Origin of the sequence: Pedococcus bigeumensis (genome assembly GCF_039531795.1) — a bacterium.
Classification (GTDB): Bacteria; Actinomycetota; Actinomycetes; order Actinomycetales; family Dermatophilaceae; genus Pedococcus; species Pedococcus bigeumensis.
The window spans coordinates 589780-603891 of record NZ_BAAAQS010000005.1 but is presented as its reverse complement, the minus strand read 5'-3'; the positions used below and the strand labels follow the sequence as shown (position 1 = coordinate 603891).

13 protein-coding genes are annotated in these 14112 nt (G+C 71.7%); 4 read left to right on the top strand and 9 right to left on the bottom strand.

Features of this window, described 5'->3' with window-relative positions:
• Positions 1-49: 49 nt before the first annotated feature.
• Positions 50-1066, bottom strand: a complete 1017-nt coding sequence (gene deoC, locus ABD262_RS18490) for a deoxyribose-phosphate aldolase (RefSeq protein ID WP_344139364.1) — start codon at positions 1064-1066, stop codon at positions 50-52.
• Between the two features lie 74 nt (positions 1067-1140).
• The gene (locus ABD262_RS18485; protein WP_344139361.1) at positions 1141-1515 is read right to left on the bottom strand and encodes a response regulator transcription factor; all 375 of its coding nucleotides are present in this window, start codon (positions 1513-1515) and stop codon (positions 1141-1143) included.
• Positions 1516-1699: 184 nt separating this feature from the next.
• On the opposite strand from ABD262_RS18485, the gene ABD262_RS18480 reads away from it, so the two are divergent.
• Entirely contained in the window at positions 1700-2176 is a 477-nt protein-coding gene (locus ABD262_RS18480) for a hypothetical protein (protein ID WP_344139358.1), read from the top strand.
• Between the two features lie 62 nt (positions 2177-2238).
• On the opposite strand, the gene ABD262_RS18475 is transcribed toward ABD262_RS18480, so the two are convergent.
• From ABD262_RS18475 to ABD262_RS18450, 6 genes are all read right to left on the bottom strand, one after another.
• The gene (locus ABD262_RS18475) at positions 2239-3957 is read right to left on the bottom strand and encodes a phospho-sugar mutase (protein ID WP_344139355.1); all 1719 of its coding nucleotides are present in this window, start codon (positions 3955-3957) and stop codon (positions 2239-2241) included.
• A gap of 13 nt (positions 3958-3970) precedes the next feature.
• Positions 3971-4822 (bottom strand): purine-nucleoside phosphorylase, encoded by an 852-nt coding sequence (locus ABD262_RS18470; protein WP_344139352.1) that lies wholly within the window; start codon positions 4820-4822, stop codon positions 3971-3973.
• Positions 4823-4922: 100 nt separating this feature from the next.
• On the bottom strand, positions 4923-6011 hold the full coding sequence (locus ABD262_RS18465; RefSeq protein ID WP_344139349.1) for an ABC transporter ATP-binding protein: 1089 nt from the start codon (positions 6009-6011) through the stop codon (positions 4923-4925).
• Positions 6008-6856, bottom strand: a complete 849-nt coding sequence (locus ABD262_RS18460; protein ID WP_344139346.1) for an ABC transporter permease — start codon at positions 6854-6856, stop codon at positions 6008-6010. The genes ABD262_RS18465 and ABD262_RS18460 overlap by 4 nt, the downstream gene beginning before the upstream one ends.
• The gene (locus tag ABD262_RS18455; RefSeq protein ID WP_344139343.1) at positions 6853-7749 is read right to left on the bottom strand and encodes an ABC transporter permease; all 897 of its coding nucleotides are present in this window, start codon (positions 7747-7749) and stop codon (positions 6853-6855) included. The genes ABD262_RS18460 and ABD262_RS18455 overlap by 4 nt, the downstream gene beginning before the upstream one ends.
• A gap of 52 nt (positions 7750-7801) precedes the next feature.
• The gene (locus ABD262_RS18450; RefSeq protein WP_344139341.1) at positions 7802-8938 is read right to left on the bottom strand and encodes an ABC transporter substrate-binding protein; all 1137 of its coding nucleotides are present in this window, start codon (positions 8936-8938) and stop codon (positions 7802-7804) included.
• Between the two features lie 182 nt (positions 8939-9120).
• Between ABD262_RS18450 and ABD262_RS18445 the strand changes: the two genes are divergently transcribed.
• Both ABD262_RS18445 and ABD262_RS18440 read left to right on the top strand, forming a co-directional pair.
• Positions 9121-10527, top strand: coding sequence for an NAD(P)H-quinone dehydrogenase (locus tag ABD262_RS18445; protein ID WP_425564901.1), 1407 nt, complete (start codon positions 9121-9123; stop codon positions 10525-10527).
• 109 nt (positions 10528-10636) lie between these two features.
• On the top strand, positions 10637-11197 hold the full coding sequence (locus ABD262_RS18440; protein ID WP_344139335.1) for an antitoxin: 561 nt from the start codon (positions 10637-10639) through the stop codon (positions 11195-11197).
• Between the two features lie 130 nt (positions 11198-11327).
• Here the strand turns inward: ABD262_RS18440 and ABD262_RS18435 are convergent, their stop codons facing one another.
• Positions 11328-13121, bottom strand: coding sequence for an acetyl/propionyl/methylcrotonyl-CoA carboxylase subunit alpha (locus ABD262_RS18435; protein WP_344139332.1), 1794 nt, complete (start codon positions 13119-13121; stop codon positions 11328-11330).
• Between the two features lie 146 nt (positions 13122-13267).
• Between ABD262_RS18435 and ABD262_RS18430 the strand changes: the two genes are divergently transcribed.
• A complete protein-coding gene (locus tag ABD262_RS18430; RefSeq protein WP_344139329.1) occupies positions 13268-14104 on the top strand; it encodes an aldo/keto reductase in 837 nt (278 codons plus the stop codon).
• Positions 14105-14112: the final 8 nt, after the last annotated feature.

Sequence of the window (14112 nt, the reverse complement as noted above, 5' to 3'; positions counted from 1 at the left end):
GATCCGTCGGGTGCGGGGGGCTGCGGGTGGCTGCTGTGGGGGCGCACGGTCAGTAGAGGCTGGGCGAGTCGTCGGTGACGTAGTCGGCGCCCGAGTAGGCGCCGGTCGCCATCCGCTGGCGTTGCAGCAGGAGGTCGTTGAGCAGGCTGGACGCCCCGAACCGGAACCAGTGCGGGTCGAGCCAGTCGTCACCGGCGATCTCGCTCACCGTCACGAGGAACTTGAGCGCGTCCTTGCTGGTGCGGATGCCGCCGGCCGGCTTCACGCCCACCATCTCGCCGGTGAGGTCGCGCCAGTCGCGGACCGCCTCGAGCATGATCAGCGTGACCGGCAGGGTGGCCGCGGGGGAGACCTTGCCGGTGGAGGTCTTGATGAAGTCGCCACCGGCCAGCATCGACAACCAGGACGCCCGACGCACGTTGTCGTAGGTGACCAGCTCGCCGGTCTCCATGATGACCTTCAGCCGGGCACGGCTGCCGTCCGGGCGGACGCAGGCCTCGGCCACCTCGGCGATCTCGCGGAACACCGTGAGGTAGTCACCGGACAGGAAGGCGCCCCGGTCGATGACCATGTCGATCTCGTCGGCTCCGGCGGCCACGGCGTCGCGGGTGTCGGCCAGCTTGACCGGCATCAGCGCCCGACCGCTCGGGAAGGCGGTCGCGACCGCGGCCACCTTCACACCGCTCTGCCCGAGGGCTTCCTTGGCGGTGGGGACCATGTCGCCGTAGACGCAGATCGCGGCGGGACGAGGCGTCGACAGGTCGGTGGGGTCGGGCGTGATCGCCTTCGCGCAGAGCCCGCGCACCTTGCCGTGGGTGTCGGCGCCCTCGAGCGTCGTGAGGTCGATCATCGAGATCGCGAGGTCGATGCCCCACGCCTTGGAGGTGGTCTTGATCGACCGGGTGCCGAGCCCGGCGGCGCGTGCCTCGCAGCCGACCTGGTCGACGCCCGGCAGGCCGTGCAGCCAGCTCGTGAGGGCCGCGTTCGTGAGGCGGGAGACGCCGAGGAGATCGCGCGCCCTGGCCGTCGCGTCGACGGAGGGGGCCGCAGCTGTGGGGGTGCTCACCGAGCAATCCTATCGGTGTCCCAGCATGTGATCAGTCTCGGTGACCTCGCCCCCGGCAGGGGCGGGCTGAGGAGTCAGCCCCCGGCATCCTTGGTCGTCAGCGCCTGGACCCGGCTGACCAGCTCGCGGCCCCGGAACGGCTTGACCATGTAGTCGTCGGCGCCGGCGGTGAACGCCTGGTCGATGTCGGCCTCCTGGGCCTTCGACGTGAGCATCAGGACGGCGGTGTCCTTCGCCCGGGGGTCCGCTCGCATGCCCCGGCAGACCTCGACCCCGCTCAACCCGGGCATCATCCAGTCCAGGATCACCAGGTCCGGAGCGTGCGACAGGGCGGCGGCCAGTCCGGCGTCGCCGTTGTCCTCGACCACGACGTCGTAGCCCACCCGGCTCAACAGGGCGACCACGAGGTCCTGGATGTCCACGTCGTCCTCGACCACGAGCACCTTCATCAGTGATTCCTCTCGAGCGGACCTGGTGGCCGCGGGTGGTCGGCCGCAGCGTTGGTCGGCCGGCCCGCATCACCCGCACCCTACGGCGACTTGCTGCCCGCGACGAGGCACCGCACGGGGTGGTGGGCCACCTGCTCGAGGGGCCCGGATTGCCGATTCGACCCACGTGGGGCAGTCTCACCGCGTGGACCGCGTCGAGTTCGTGCAGCTCAGGGAGGCCATGACCGCCAACCTGCCGCCGGCCTCCGGTGACCTGACCGCCGTCGCGGCGACCACGCTCCGCAGGCGGCTGGTGTCGAGCGTCATGTTCGCCCAGGTCGAGGTGGATGTGACCGAGGATCCGGAGCGCCTGCTGATCGCCATGGTGCGGTTCCGGCCCGGCACGCCTGAGCGTCAGGTGGCCAGCTTCCTCGAGGCGGTGTGGATCACCGAGCTGCGCCTCGATGGTCTGGACGTGTTCAACTTCCTCGTCGAGGACGGCCACGTCGAGTTCGAGGCCGCCACGGGAGACCAGCAGTCCGGCTACTTCCTCACCTTGCAGCTGATCGCCCTCCGCGGCGAGGCCGCGGACTTCGAGGGCAGGCCCGACCCCACGACCCAGCCCGCCGGCGAGGGCGAGACGGACACCTCGCAGACCAAGAAGCGGTTCTGGCGGAAGTAGCGACGACGTAGCGACGACGTAGCGACGACGTAGCGACGACGTCTCGCCGCCAGGGCCCGGGCTCAGACCCGGGTGAGGTCCGCCATGGCAGCGTTGATCCCGGCCAGCCGCTCGGCAGCGACCGTGCGGGCGGTCTTGAGGTCTGTGGACACCGGCTCGATGACCTCGAGGTAGACCTTGAGCTTGGGCTCGGTGCCGGAGGGTCGGACGATGATCCGGGAGTCGTCGGCGAGGTAGTAGCGCAGTCCGTCGGTCGGTGGCAGGGCCTCGCTGCCCTCGGCCAGGTCGTCGGTGCGCGCGACCGGGGTGCCGGCGATCTCCTGCGGCGGGTTCTCCCGGAGTCGGGCCATCACCTGGCCGATCAGCGACACGTCGGCCACGCGCACGGACAGCGCGTCGGTCGCGTGCACTCCGTGCGCCACGGCGAGGTCGTCGAGCAGGTCGGTGAGCGAACGCCCCTCCGCCTTGAGGCTCGCGGTCATCTCGGCCACCACCAGCGCCGCGCTGACGCCGTCCTTGTCGCGGACGTGTGGCGGGTCGACGCAGTAGCCCAGCGCCTCCTCGTAGCCGTACCGGAGGCCCTTGACGCGCGAGATCCACTTGAAGCCGGTCAACGTCTCCTCGTGCGGCACCCCCGCGGCCTTCGCCATCGCCGCGAGCAGGCGCGACGACACGATCGAGTTGGCGAAGACGTCACCGTTGCCCACGCCGCGCGCGAGGATGTGCGCCCCCAGGAGGGCTCCCACCTCGTCGCCGCGCAGCATCCGCCAGCCACCGGGCCCGGGCACCGCGACGGCGCACCGGTCGGCGTCGGGGTCGTTGGCGATGACCACGTCCGGCCCGGTCTGCTCGGCCAGCTCGAGGGCGGCGTCCATCGCCCCCGGCTCCTCGGGGTTGGGGAAGTGCACGGTGGGGAACGCCGGGTCGGGCTGCGCCTGGCTCTCCACGGGGATCGGCGCGGCATACCCGGCGCGGACGAAGGCCTTGGCGACCGTCGCCGCCCCCACGCCGTGCAGGGCGGTGTGGACCACCGTGACGTCGCGCGGGGTGTCGGCGGCCACGACCGTGACGGCGTCGTCGAGGTAGGCCTCGAGCACGTCGTCGCCGAGCGTCTCCCATCCGTCGTCGGGGCGCGGCACGTCGGACACCGTGGCGACGCGCGCAATCTGGGTCGCGATCTCGGCGTCCGACGGGGGCACGATCTGCGAGCCGTCGCCGAGGTAGACCTTGTAGCCGTTGTCCTCCGGCGGGTTGTGGCTCGCGGTCACCATCACGCCGGCGTCGGCGCCCAGGTAGCGGATCGCGTAGGCCAGCACGGGAGTCGGCAGCGGCGACGGCAGGATCGCGGCGCGTCCGCCGGCTCCCACGACGACCGACGCGGTGTCGCGAGCGAACACGTCGGAGTTGCGGCGCGCGTCGAAGCCCACCACCACGAACGGCTCGGGCTTGCTCACCTGCAGGTATGCCGTGAGGCCGGCAGCCGCACGGATCACGACGGAGCGGTTCATCCGGTTCGGGCCGGCACCGATGGCGCCGCGGAGCCCCGCCGTGCCGAACTCGAGCATCCCGGCGAACCGGTCGGCGAGGTCGTCGATGGCGTCCTGGTCACCGCCCTTGGCCTTCGCGAGGAGGTCGCCGAGCTCCACCCGGGTCTCGTGGTCGGGGTCGTCGTCCACCCACGCCTGAGCGGCGTCGACCAGCTCCTGGGCGTGTTGCCGGGCCCTCGCCTCGGCGTCGGCCGGTGAGTCGGCTCCGCGGCCGTGCCGCGCGGCATACGTCATGGCTGGGCTCCTCTCAGATCGTGGCGACGACGGCGGCGAGGAGCTTCCCGCACCGCTCGGCGGCGGCTTGGCCGGCCTCGAGGACCTCCGCGTGGGACAGCGGTTGGTCGCTGATCCCCGCGGCGAGGTTGGTCACCAGGGAGATGCCGAGGACCTCGAGCCCCGCCTGGCGGGCGGCGATCGCCTCGAGCGTGGTGGACATGCCGACGAGGTCGCCCCCGAGCACCTTGGCCATCCGCACCTCGGCCGGGGTCTCGTAGTGGGGTCCGCGGAACTGCACGTAGACGCCCTCGTCGAGACCGGGGTCGACCTGACGGGCGGCCGCGCGCAGTCTCGGGGAGTAGAGGTCGGTGAGGTCGACGAAGTTGGCGCCCTCGATGGGGGAGGTGGCCGTGAGGTTGAGGTGGTCGCTGATCAGCACGGGGGTGCCGGGGCCCCAGGCGGGGTTGAGGCCGCCACAGCCGTTGGTCAGCACGATGGTCCGGCAGCCCGCGGCCGCGGCCGTGCGCACGGCGTGGACGACCGCGCGGACGCCCTTGCCCTCGTAGAAGTGGGTGCGGGTGCCGTAGACGAGGGCCCGACGGCCGGTGTCGCCGATCGCCACCGAGCGCATCGTGCCGCTGTGCCCCGCCACCGCGGCCTTCGCGAAGCCCGGGACGTCGGCGTTGTCGATCGTCGCGAGGGTCTCGCCGATGAGGTCGCCGGTCTGGCCCCACCCGGAGCCGAGGACGAGGGCCACGTCGTGCCGGTGGGCGCCCGTGCGGTCGGCGATCACCGCTGCGGCAGCCCTGGCCACCTCGAACGGGTCGGTCGCCGGGTCGGACAGGTCGGGGACGCCCGGGGACGGGCTGCTGTGCTCGCTCACTCCCGAAGCCTACCGAGGCGCGGACCGGGCGGCGAAGGCGACGGAGCGGACCGTCCCGAACGTCGGGAACGTTCCCCTGCGCCGCGCGGGGACCGCGGACTCAGCCCTGCGCCGACACCGCCAGGGCCGGTTCGCCGGTGGGCCGGACGGTCACCCGCGACCCGGGGGAGTAGTCGCCCACGGAGCTGCTGGGCACCTGGACGATGGCCTGACCACCGTCGGCGAGGGCGACGACGACCCGGCCGTGCGCTCCCAGGAAGCTCACGCTCGTCACGGTGTGGGCACCGCCCGGGTCCGCGTGGACCGTCAGGTGCTCAGGGCGCACGAGGACCACGACGGGTCCGGAGCCGGCCGAGCCGTCGAGCAGGGGCACCAGATGGCCGAGGACCGTGGCGGTCGTCGAGTCGGCTTGTCCCGCAAGCCGGTTGGTGACCCCGACGAAGTCGGCCACGAAGTCGTTGACCGGCCGCGAGTAGAGCTCCTCGGGAGCGGCGATCTGCTCGAGGCGGCCGTCGCGCATGACCCCGACCCGGTCGGCGACGGCCAGGGCCTCCTCCTGGTCGTGGGTGACGAAGAGGGTGGTCGTGCCGACCTCGAGCTGGATGCGGCGGATCTCGTCGCGCAGCTGCACGCGGACCTTGGCGTCGAGGGCGGACAGCGGCTCGTCGAGGAGGAGCACCTGCGGCTCGATGGCCAGCGCGCGGGCCAGGGCGACGCGCTGCTGCTGGCCTCCCGACATCTGGTGCGCGAACCGGTCTGCCTGCGTGGACAGCCCGACGAGCTCGAGCATCTCCGCCGCCCGGGCCCGTCGCTGCTGGCCGGACTGGCGGCGCAGCTGCAGGCCGAACTCCACGTTCTGCCGGGCCGTCATGTGCGGGAACAGGCTGTAGGCCTGGAACACCATGCCGAAGTCGCGCTTGTTCGTCGGCACCCGGGTCACGTCCTTGCCGTCGACCTCGATCCGTCCGGCGTCGGGGTCCTCCAGACCCGCGAGGCAGCGCAGCGCCGTGGTCTTGCCGCAGCCCGACGGCCCGAGCAGGGCCACCAGCTCGCCCGGGGCCAGCCGCAGGGTGAAGTCGTCGAGCGCGTGGATCGGGCCGTAGCTGCGGCCCAGGCCGGTCAGCTCGACGGCCACCCCGCGAGGGCCGCCGCGAGCGGACTGGTCTGTGGTCACGGGGGCGGCTGTCATGTGGGCTCCTTGTGGTGGCGCCGGAGTCGGGCCAGCGGCGACGTCGCGCTGCGGGCGCCGCCGACGAAGGACATCGCGAACAGGATGACGAAGGCGAACACGAGCAGGGCCAGCCCGACGGCGACGGAGACCTGCGAGTCCGACTTGCCGATGAGGAACATGGCCACCTGGAGGTTGGTGCGGCTGAACAGGTTCGCGATGGTGAACTCGCCGAGGGTCAGCGCGACCGCGAGGAACGACGCGGAGAGCACCGCCGTGCGCAGGTTGGGCAGGATCACGCGGAGCATCACGGTGGTCCAGCTCGCCCCCAGCGAGCGGGCTGCCTCGCTCAGCGTGCGGACGTCGATCGCCCGCAGGCCGGCGTCGAGCGAACGGTAGGCGTAGGGGAGCACGAGGATGACATAGGCGAACGCCAGCCAGATCGCGTTGCCGCCGAGGAAGTAGGTGACCCAGGCGTAGACGGGGGTGAGCCCGACGACCAGCACGATGGCGGGGACGGTGAGGGGCAGCAGGCAGAGGAACTCGACGGTGCGGCCGAGCCCCGGGAGCCGCAGCCGCACCCACGTCATCGTGGGCACGAGCAGCACCAGCATGATCACGACGGTGAGGACGGCCAGCCCCATCGACGCGATGAAGCCCGCCTTGAGGTCGGGGTAGCGGGTCGCGATCGCCCCCAGGTCGAACAGCTGCGACCACGTCGCTGCGGTCCGCTTGCCGGTCACGTCGCGGGTCGTGAACTCCAGCATCGCGAACAGGGGCAGGCCGAAGAAGACGAGCGTCAGGGTGACGACGACCCAGCGGAAGACGTTCTGGCGGCGCCGCATCGCGGCGCGCTGGCCGCTCACCGGACCAGCCACTTCGACGCACGGCGGTCGAGCACGGCATACACCGTCATGACGACGGCGACCACGACGACCATCTCGAGCGCCATCGCCTTCCCCACGCCCTCCTGGCCCAGCACGACCTCGGAGGTGAAGGTGCCACCGATCTGGAGGGGCAGCAGTGGCGCGCCCTGCGAGACGAGAGCAGCAGCGGTGGCGTAGGCCGAGAACGCGTTGGTGAACAGCAGCAGCAGGGCGCCGATGAACGACGGCATGAGGATCGGGCCGGCGACCTTGCGCCAGTAGAGGAAGGTGCTGCCCCCGAGGGTCTCGGTCGCCTCCCGCCACTGGGGGCGCAGGCCCTCGACGGCGGGGAGGAAGACGATGAGCATGAGGGGGACCTGGAAGTACAGGTAGACGAGCATCAGGCCCTTGTCCCACTCGTACAGCCAGAGTCCGCCGCTGGTGCCGAGGACCCTCGTGAGGAAGCCCTGGGCCGAGAAGGTGGCCAGGAACGCGAAGGCGAGGGCCACCCCGCCGAACTGCGCCAGGACGCCGCACAGGGAGGTGACGAAGCGCTTGAGCACGCCGCTCGGCGAGGCGGTCGAGACGGCATACGCGAGGATCGCGCCGAGCACCGCACCGGCCACTGCGGTCACGGCGGAGAGCACCACCGAGTGCCACAGGGCGGAGGTGACGGCCGGCTCGCCGAGCGCGCGGAGGTTGCCCAGGGTCGGGCGGCCTTCGCTGATGAACGCGCCGACCACCACGACCAGCGCGGGGATGACGAGGAAGACGGTGACGTAGGCGAAGAACGGGACGACGCCCAGCAGGGCGCCCGACGGCCGGAGGCCACCGAGCGCCCTGACGCGACGAACGCCAGCTGCCGGGTTGTCAGCCACCGGGTTGTCAGCCACCGAGTTGTCAGCTCGCCGGGTGTCAGCTGCCTGGTGGTCAGCCCCCTGGCCGTCAGCCAACGGCGTTGGCCCATTCCTTGGTGAGGTAGGCCTTGGCCGTGTCCGAGTCGGCCGCGGTGGGCACCACGGGCGTGCCGGTCACGGCTGGGAGCGCGGCGGCGGCGGCCGTGTCGAGCGTGCCGGCCTTCTTCATGTCGTCGAACCGGACGGGGCGGGCGCCACCCTTGAGCCAGAGGTTCTGGCCCTCGTCGGAGTAGAGGAACTCCTGCCACAGGCGGGCGGCTGCCGGGTGCGGGGCGTCCTTGTTGATCGCCTGCACGTAGTAGCCGGCGACGACTGCGTTGTCGGGGACGTAGACCTTCCACGTCGGGACCTTGGCGGTCTGCGCGGCGTTGAGGTAGTCCCAGTCGATGACGACGGGGGTCTGGCCCGAGGCGATCGTCGCAGGCGTCGGGTCGACCGGGATGAAGTTGCCGGCGGCCTTGAGCTGCTTGAAGAAGTCGACCCCCTTGGCCACGTCACCCGCGGTGCCACCACTGGCGATCGAGGCCATCTGCACGCCGGCGAACGCCGCACCGGCCTTGGTCGGGTCGCCGTTGAGGGCGACCTTGCCCTTGTAGGCGGGCTTGAGCAGGTCGGCGAAGGACGTCGGGGTCGGGACCTTGGAGGAGTCGTAGCCGACGGACATGTAGCCGCCGTAGTCGTTGACCCAGGTGCCGTTCGCGTCCTTGAGGTCGGCGGGCACCGAGTCGAAGGTGGCGACCTTGTAGGGAGCGAACATCGCCGTGTTGGCGGACGCGACGGCGGCGCCGAGGTCGAAGACGTCGGGAGCGCTGCCCTGGCCCTTGAGCCGGGTGGCCGCCGAGATCTCGTCGGCGCTGCTCGCGTCGGGCTGGGCGCTGGTGACCTTGATGCCGTACTTCGTGCCGAAGGCGCTGATGATCGCGCCGTAGTTCGCCCAGTCGGGGGGCAGCGCGATGACGTTGAGGGCGCCTTCCTTCTTGGCCGCGGTGACGAGGGCGTCCATGCCACCGAGGTCCTGGGCGGAGGTGGCGGTCTTGGCCTTGTCGGCGCCGCCACCCGAGCTTCCGGTGTTGTCGTCGGCCGGTGGCGAACAGGCGGCGACTGCGAGTGAGGTGGCTGCTGCGACGACGGCGAGGAGGGCCGTGTGGCGGGGACGAACGGTCATGTGGGTTCCATCCTGACTGTGGGCCCGTCCAGCGGGCGCCCTGGTGCGTGTCTCGAGCCTGCGAAGTGGTGTCGTCGCGGAACGTAGTGTCTGTCCTTGGACCATAAGGCCCACGGCGCGTGGCGGGAAGGCGAATAACACGTGGCGACCGGGGGTCGACCTCGGGGTGGTTGGATGGTCGCGTGAATGCGACCCAGTCCTCAGTGGTGATCCTCGGCGGCGGCCCCGGTGGCTACGAGGCCGCGCTGGTGGCCGCCCACCTGGGTGCCAGCGTGACCGTGGTCGACCGTGACGGCGTCGGTGGGGCGGCGGTGCTGACCGACTGCGTGCCCTCCAAGACGCTGATCTCGACGGCCGACTTCATGAGCCAGTTCGAGACCGCGTCCGACCTCGGCGTGCACCTCGAGGACCACGAGGGCGACGAGGTCTCCGACTCCGTCGCCGAGCTGACCGCCGTCAACCGTCGCATCCTCGCGCTCGCCGCGGCCCAGTCGCGCGACATCGGCGCCCGGCTCGCGGCGGATGGCGTGCAGGTCCTGCCCGGCACCGGTCGGCTGCTCGAGCCGGGGCGGGTCGAGGCGACCCTCGACGACGGCACCACCCAGACGCTCCTCGCCGACGTCGTCCTGATCGCCACCGGCGCCACCCCCAGGGTGGTGCCGACCGCGCAGCCCGACGGCGAGCGCATCCTCACCTGGCAGCAGATCTACTCCCTCGACCAGCTCCCCGAGCACCTCGTCGTCGTCGGCTCGGGGGTCACCGGTGCCGAGCTGGCCCAGGCCTACCTCGGTCTCGGCTCGCGCGTGACGCTGGTGTCGTCGCGTGACCGGGTGCTCCCCGGCGAGGACGCCGACGCGGCCACGGTCATCGAGGACGTCTTCCGCAAGCGCGGCATGGACGTGCTCGGGCGCTCACGGATGGCCTCGGTGTCCCGCACCGGGTCCGGTGTCGTGGTGCGGCTCGAGGACGGTCGTGAGGTCGAGGGCAGCCACGCCCTCCTCGCCGTCGGCTCGGTCCCGCAGACCTCGTCCATCGGCCTCGAGGACATCGGGGTGGCCGTGAGCGAGTCCGGCCACATCGTCGTCGACAAGGTGTCGCGCACCTCGGTGCGCGGGGTGTATGCCGCGGGCGACTGCACCGGGGTCCTCCCCCTCGCGTCCGTGGCCGCCATGCAAGGGCGGATCGCGATGGCGCACTCGCTCGGTGACGCGGTCGCGCCGCTCAACCTGCGCGCCGTCTCGGCCAACATCTTCACCGACCCCGAGATCGCGACGGTCGGCTTCTCCCAGAAGGACCTCGACGAGGGCAGGGTCGACGCCACCTCGGTCATGTTGCCGTTGTCGACCAACCCCCGCGCCAAGATGCAGGGCATCACCGACGGGTTCGTGAAGCTGTTCGCCCGCAAGGGGGGTGGCACCGTCGTCGGTGGGGTCGTCGTGGCGCCCCGCGCCTCCGAGCTGATCTACCCGGTCACGCTGGCGGTGCAGCACGGCCTGACGGTCGACCAGCTCGCCGGGACCTTCACCGTCTACCCGTCGCTCTCCGGGTCGGTGGCCGAGGCCGCCCGCCAGCTCCACCAGCGTGACTGAGCTGCTGCGGACGCGTTTCCCCCCGGTTGGTGGGTAGGGTCACGCTGCACGCGCTGCGTCGCGTGCACGCTCCGACGTTCTTGAAGCGTTCCCGAGGAAAGGCGAAACCATGGCTGGCTCCTGGCTCGACAAGGTGAAGGACTACGTCAAGGGCAACCCGCAGCAGGCGGACTCGGCCATCGACAAGGTCGAGGACGTCATCGACACGAAGACGGGGGGCAAGTACTCGGACCAGATCGACAAGGGGGCTGACACGCTGCGGGAGCAGCTCGGCCTTCCTGACAGCCAGCCCGAGCCTGCGCCGGCCCCCGCACCAGAGCCCGCGCCGGCTCCCGCACCAGAGCCCGCGCCGGCTCCCGCACCCGAGCCCACCCCGGCTCCCGCACCCGAGCCCACCCCGGCGCCGGAGCCGGTCCCGGCGCCCGGCGACCCCGTGCCCTCCGAACCGGCCCCCGACCGGCCGAGCTGGGACGAGCCTGCCCCCACCACGCCGGCTCCCAACCCCTCGCCGTCCACCGGCGACCCGCAGCCGGGGTCGTCCGACGGCCCGCTCACGCCGGGTGAGCCCCAGCAGCCCGGCCAGCCGGGCGGGCCGCTCGATCCTTCCCTGCGCCCTGACGCGGAGTCCGGCGAGGAGGGCACCAAGGAGCTTCCTCCGTTCGGTCGCTGAGCGGGCCCGGCACTCGCTCGGCCGCGCCGCTGCTGAGGGACGCTCACGGCACGACACGGACGCTCATGGCACACGACGACGGCGCCGTCTCCCGGCTGGGAGACGGCGCCGCTGTCGTGCGTGGGTGGGGTCAGTCCTTGATCTCGGCGATCACGGCGCCGTTGGTCACGGTCTGTCCGACCTTGGCGACCAGGCCGGTGATGGTGCCCGCCTTGTGGGCGGTGATGGGCTGCTCCATCTTCATCGCCTCGAGCACGACGACCAGCTCGCCGGCGGCGACCCGGTAACCCTCCTCGACGGCGATCTTGACGATGGTGCCCTGCATGGGTGCGGTGAGCGAGTCGCCCGAGGTGGCGGCGCCGGCCTTGGACGCGCCGGAGCGCCGTGGCGCCTTCTTCTTCGCGGCACTGGAGCCCCCGCCGAGGGAGAGCCCGCCGGGCAGCACGACCTCGAGGCGCTTGCCGCCGACCTCGACGACCACGCTCTGGCGCTCGCCGGACTCCTCGGGGGCCTGCGCGACCACGCCGGAGTAGGGCGGGATCTGGTTGTCGAACTCGGTCTCGATCCAACGGGTGTGCACCGTGAACGGCTTGTCGCCCTCGGGGGCGAAGGCCGGGTCGGACACGACGGCTCGGTGGAACGGCAGGACGGTCGGCATGCCGTCGACGACGAACTCGGCCAGGGCGCGCCGGGACCGCTCGAGCGCCTGGTGGCGGTCGTGCCCGGTGACGATCAGCTTGGCCAGCATCGAGTCGAACGCCCCACCGATGACGTCGCCCGCGACGACACCGGAGTCGAGGCGCACACCCGGGCCGGACGGCGGCTCGAACACGGTGACGACACCCGGGGCGGGCAGGAAGCCGCGGCCGGCGTCCTCGCCGTTGATCCGGAACTCGAAGGAGTGGCCGACGGGGGCCGGGTCGTCGTAGCCGAGGGCCTCGCCGCCCGCGATGCGGAACTGCTCGCGGACCAGGTCGATGCCCGTGACCTCCTCGGTCACGGGGTGCTCGACCTGGAGGCGGGTGTTGACCTCGAGGAAGGAGATCGTGCCGTCCTGGCCGACGAGGAACTCGCAGGTGCCGGCGCCGGTGTAGCCGGCTTCGGTGAGGATGGCCTTGGAGGCGCGGCGGAGCTCGGCGTTCTGCTCGTCGGACAGGAACGGCGCAGGCGCCTCCTCGACGAGCTTCTGGTGACGCCGCTGGAGCGAGCAGTCACGGGTCGACACGACGACGACGTTGCCGTGGGTGTCGGCCAGGCACTGGGTCTCGACGTGCCGTGGCTGGTCGAGGTAGCGCTCGACGAAGCACTCACCGCGACCGAACGCGGCGACCGCCTCGCGGGTCGCGGAGTCGAACAGCTCGGGGATCTCCTCGATGGTGCGCGCGACCTTGAGGCCGCGCCCGCCGCCACCGAAGGCCGCCTTGATGGCCACCGGCAGCCCGTGCTCCTTCGCGAACGTCACGACCTCGTCGGCGTCGGCCACCGGGTCGGCGGTCCCGGGCACCAGGGGGGCGTTGGCGCGCGCGGCGATGTGGCGGGCCTTGACCTTGTCGCCGAGGGAGTCGATGGCCTGCGGGGAGGGGCCGATCCAGACCAGGCCGGCGTCGAGGACGGCCTGCGCGAACGAGGCGTTCTCGGCGAGGAAGCCGTAGCCGGGGTGGACCGCGTCGGCCCCGGACCTGCGGGCGACCTCGAGCAGCTTCTCCTGCACGAGGTAGGAGTCACCGGGGGTCGAGCCGCCGAGCGCGAAGGCCTCGTCGGCGACCTTGACGTGCAAGGCGTGGCGGTCCGGATCGGCATACACGGCAACGGAGCCGATGCCGCTGTCCGCGCACGCGCGCGCGATGCGGACGGCGATCTCGCCCCGGTTGGCAATGAGGACCTTGGAGATCGGCTTCGTCGTCGTCTCGGAGATGGGCGCCATGCGCCGGAGCCTAGCCCGTTTCCGTGCCGTCACCCCCACCCACCCGGTGTGGCCTCGCTGACATTGCGCCCGGCCGCCGGGCCGGTGTCCGTCCTGACGGGTGACCCGCCAGGAAACGGTTGCAGGCGCGGCATACAGTCGGTTCCATGACCTCAGTCCCGAACCTCCAGCTCTCCACCGGCAGCGGCACGATCGACATCCCCCAGCTCGGGTTCGGGGTGTGGCAGGTGCCCGACGCCGAGGTCGAGGCCGCCATCGCGACCGCCCTCGAGGTCGGCTACCGCAGCATCGACACGGCGCGTCTCTACGGCAACGAGGAGGGCGTCGGGCGGGCCATCGAGGCGAGCGAGCTGTCGCGCGACGACCTGTTCGTCACCACCAAGGTGTGGAACGACGACCACGGGTTCGACTCGACGCTCGCGGCCTTCGACGCATCGCTGCGCCGTCTCCGGCTCGACGTCCTCGACCTCTACCTCATCCACTGGCCCACGCCCGAGCAGGACAACTACGTCGACACGTGGAAGGCGTTGCTCAAGCTCCGTGAGGACGGCCGCGTCCGTGCCGTCGGGGTCTGCAACTTCGAGATCGACCACCTGCAGCGGCTCGCCGACGAGACCGGCGAGCTCCCCGCCATCAACCAGGTGGAGCTGCACCCCTACCTCCAGCAGGCGGCGCTGCGGGAGTTCCACGCGGCGAACGGGATCCTCACCGAGGCCTGGAGCCCGCTCGCGTCCGGCGGCTCCGTCCTCGGCGACCCCGTGGTCCGGGACATCGCGCAGAAGCACGGCGTGACGCCGGCGCAGGCGATCCTGCGCTGGCACCTGCAGCTCGGCAACGTGGTCATCCCCAAGTCCGTCACCCCGAGCCGGATCGCCGAGAACTTCGACGTCTTCGGCTTCGAGCTCGACGACGAGGACCTCGCCGCCTTTGCGCCCCTGGACCGCTCGGAGCGCACCGGCCCGGACCCGGTCGCCTTCAACTGAGGCAGCCA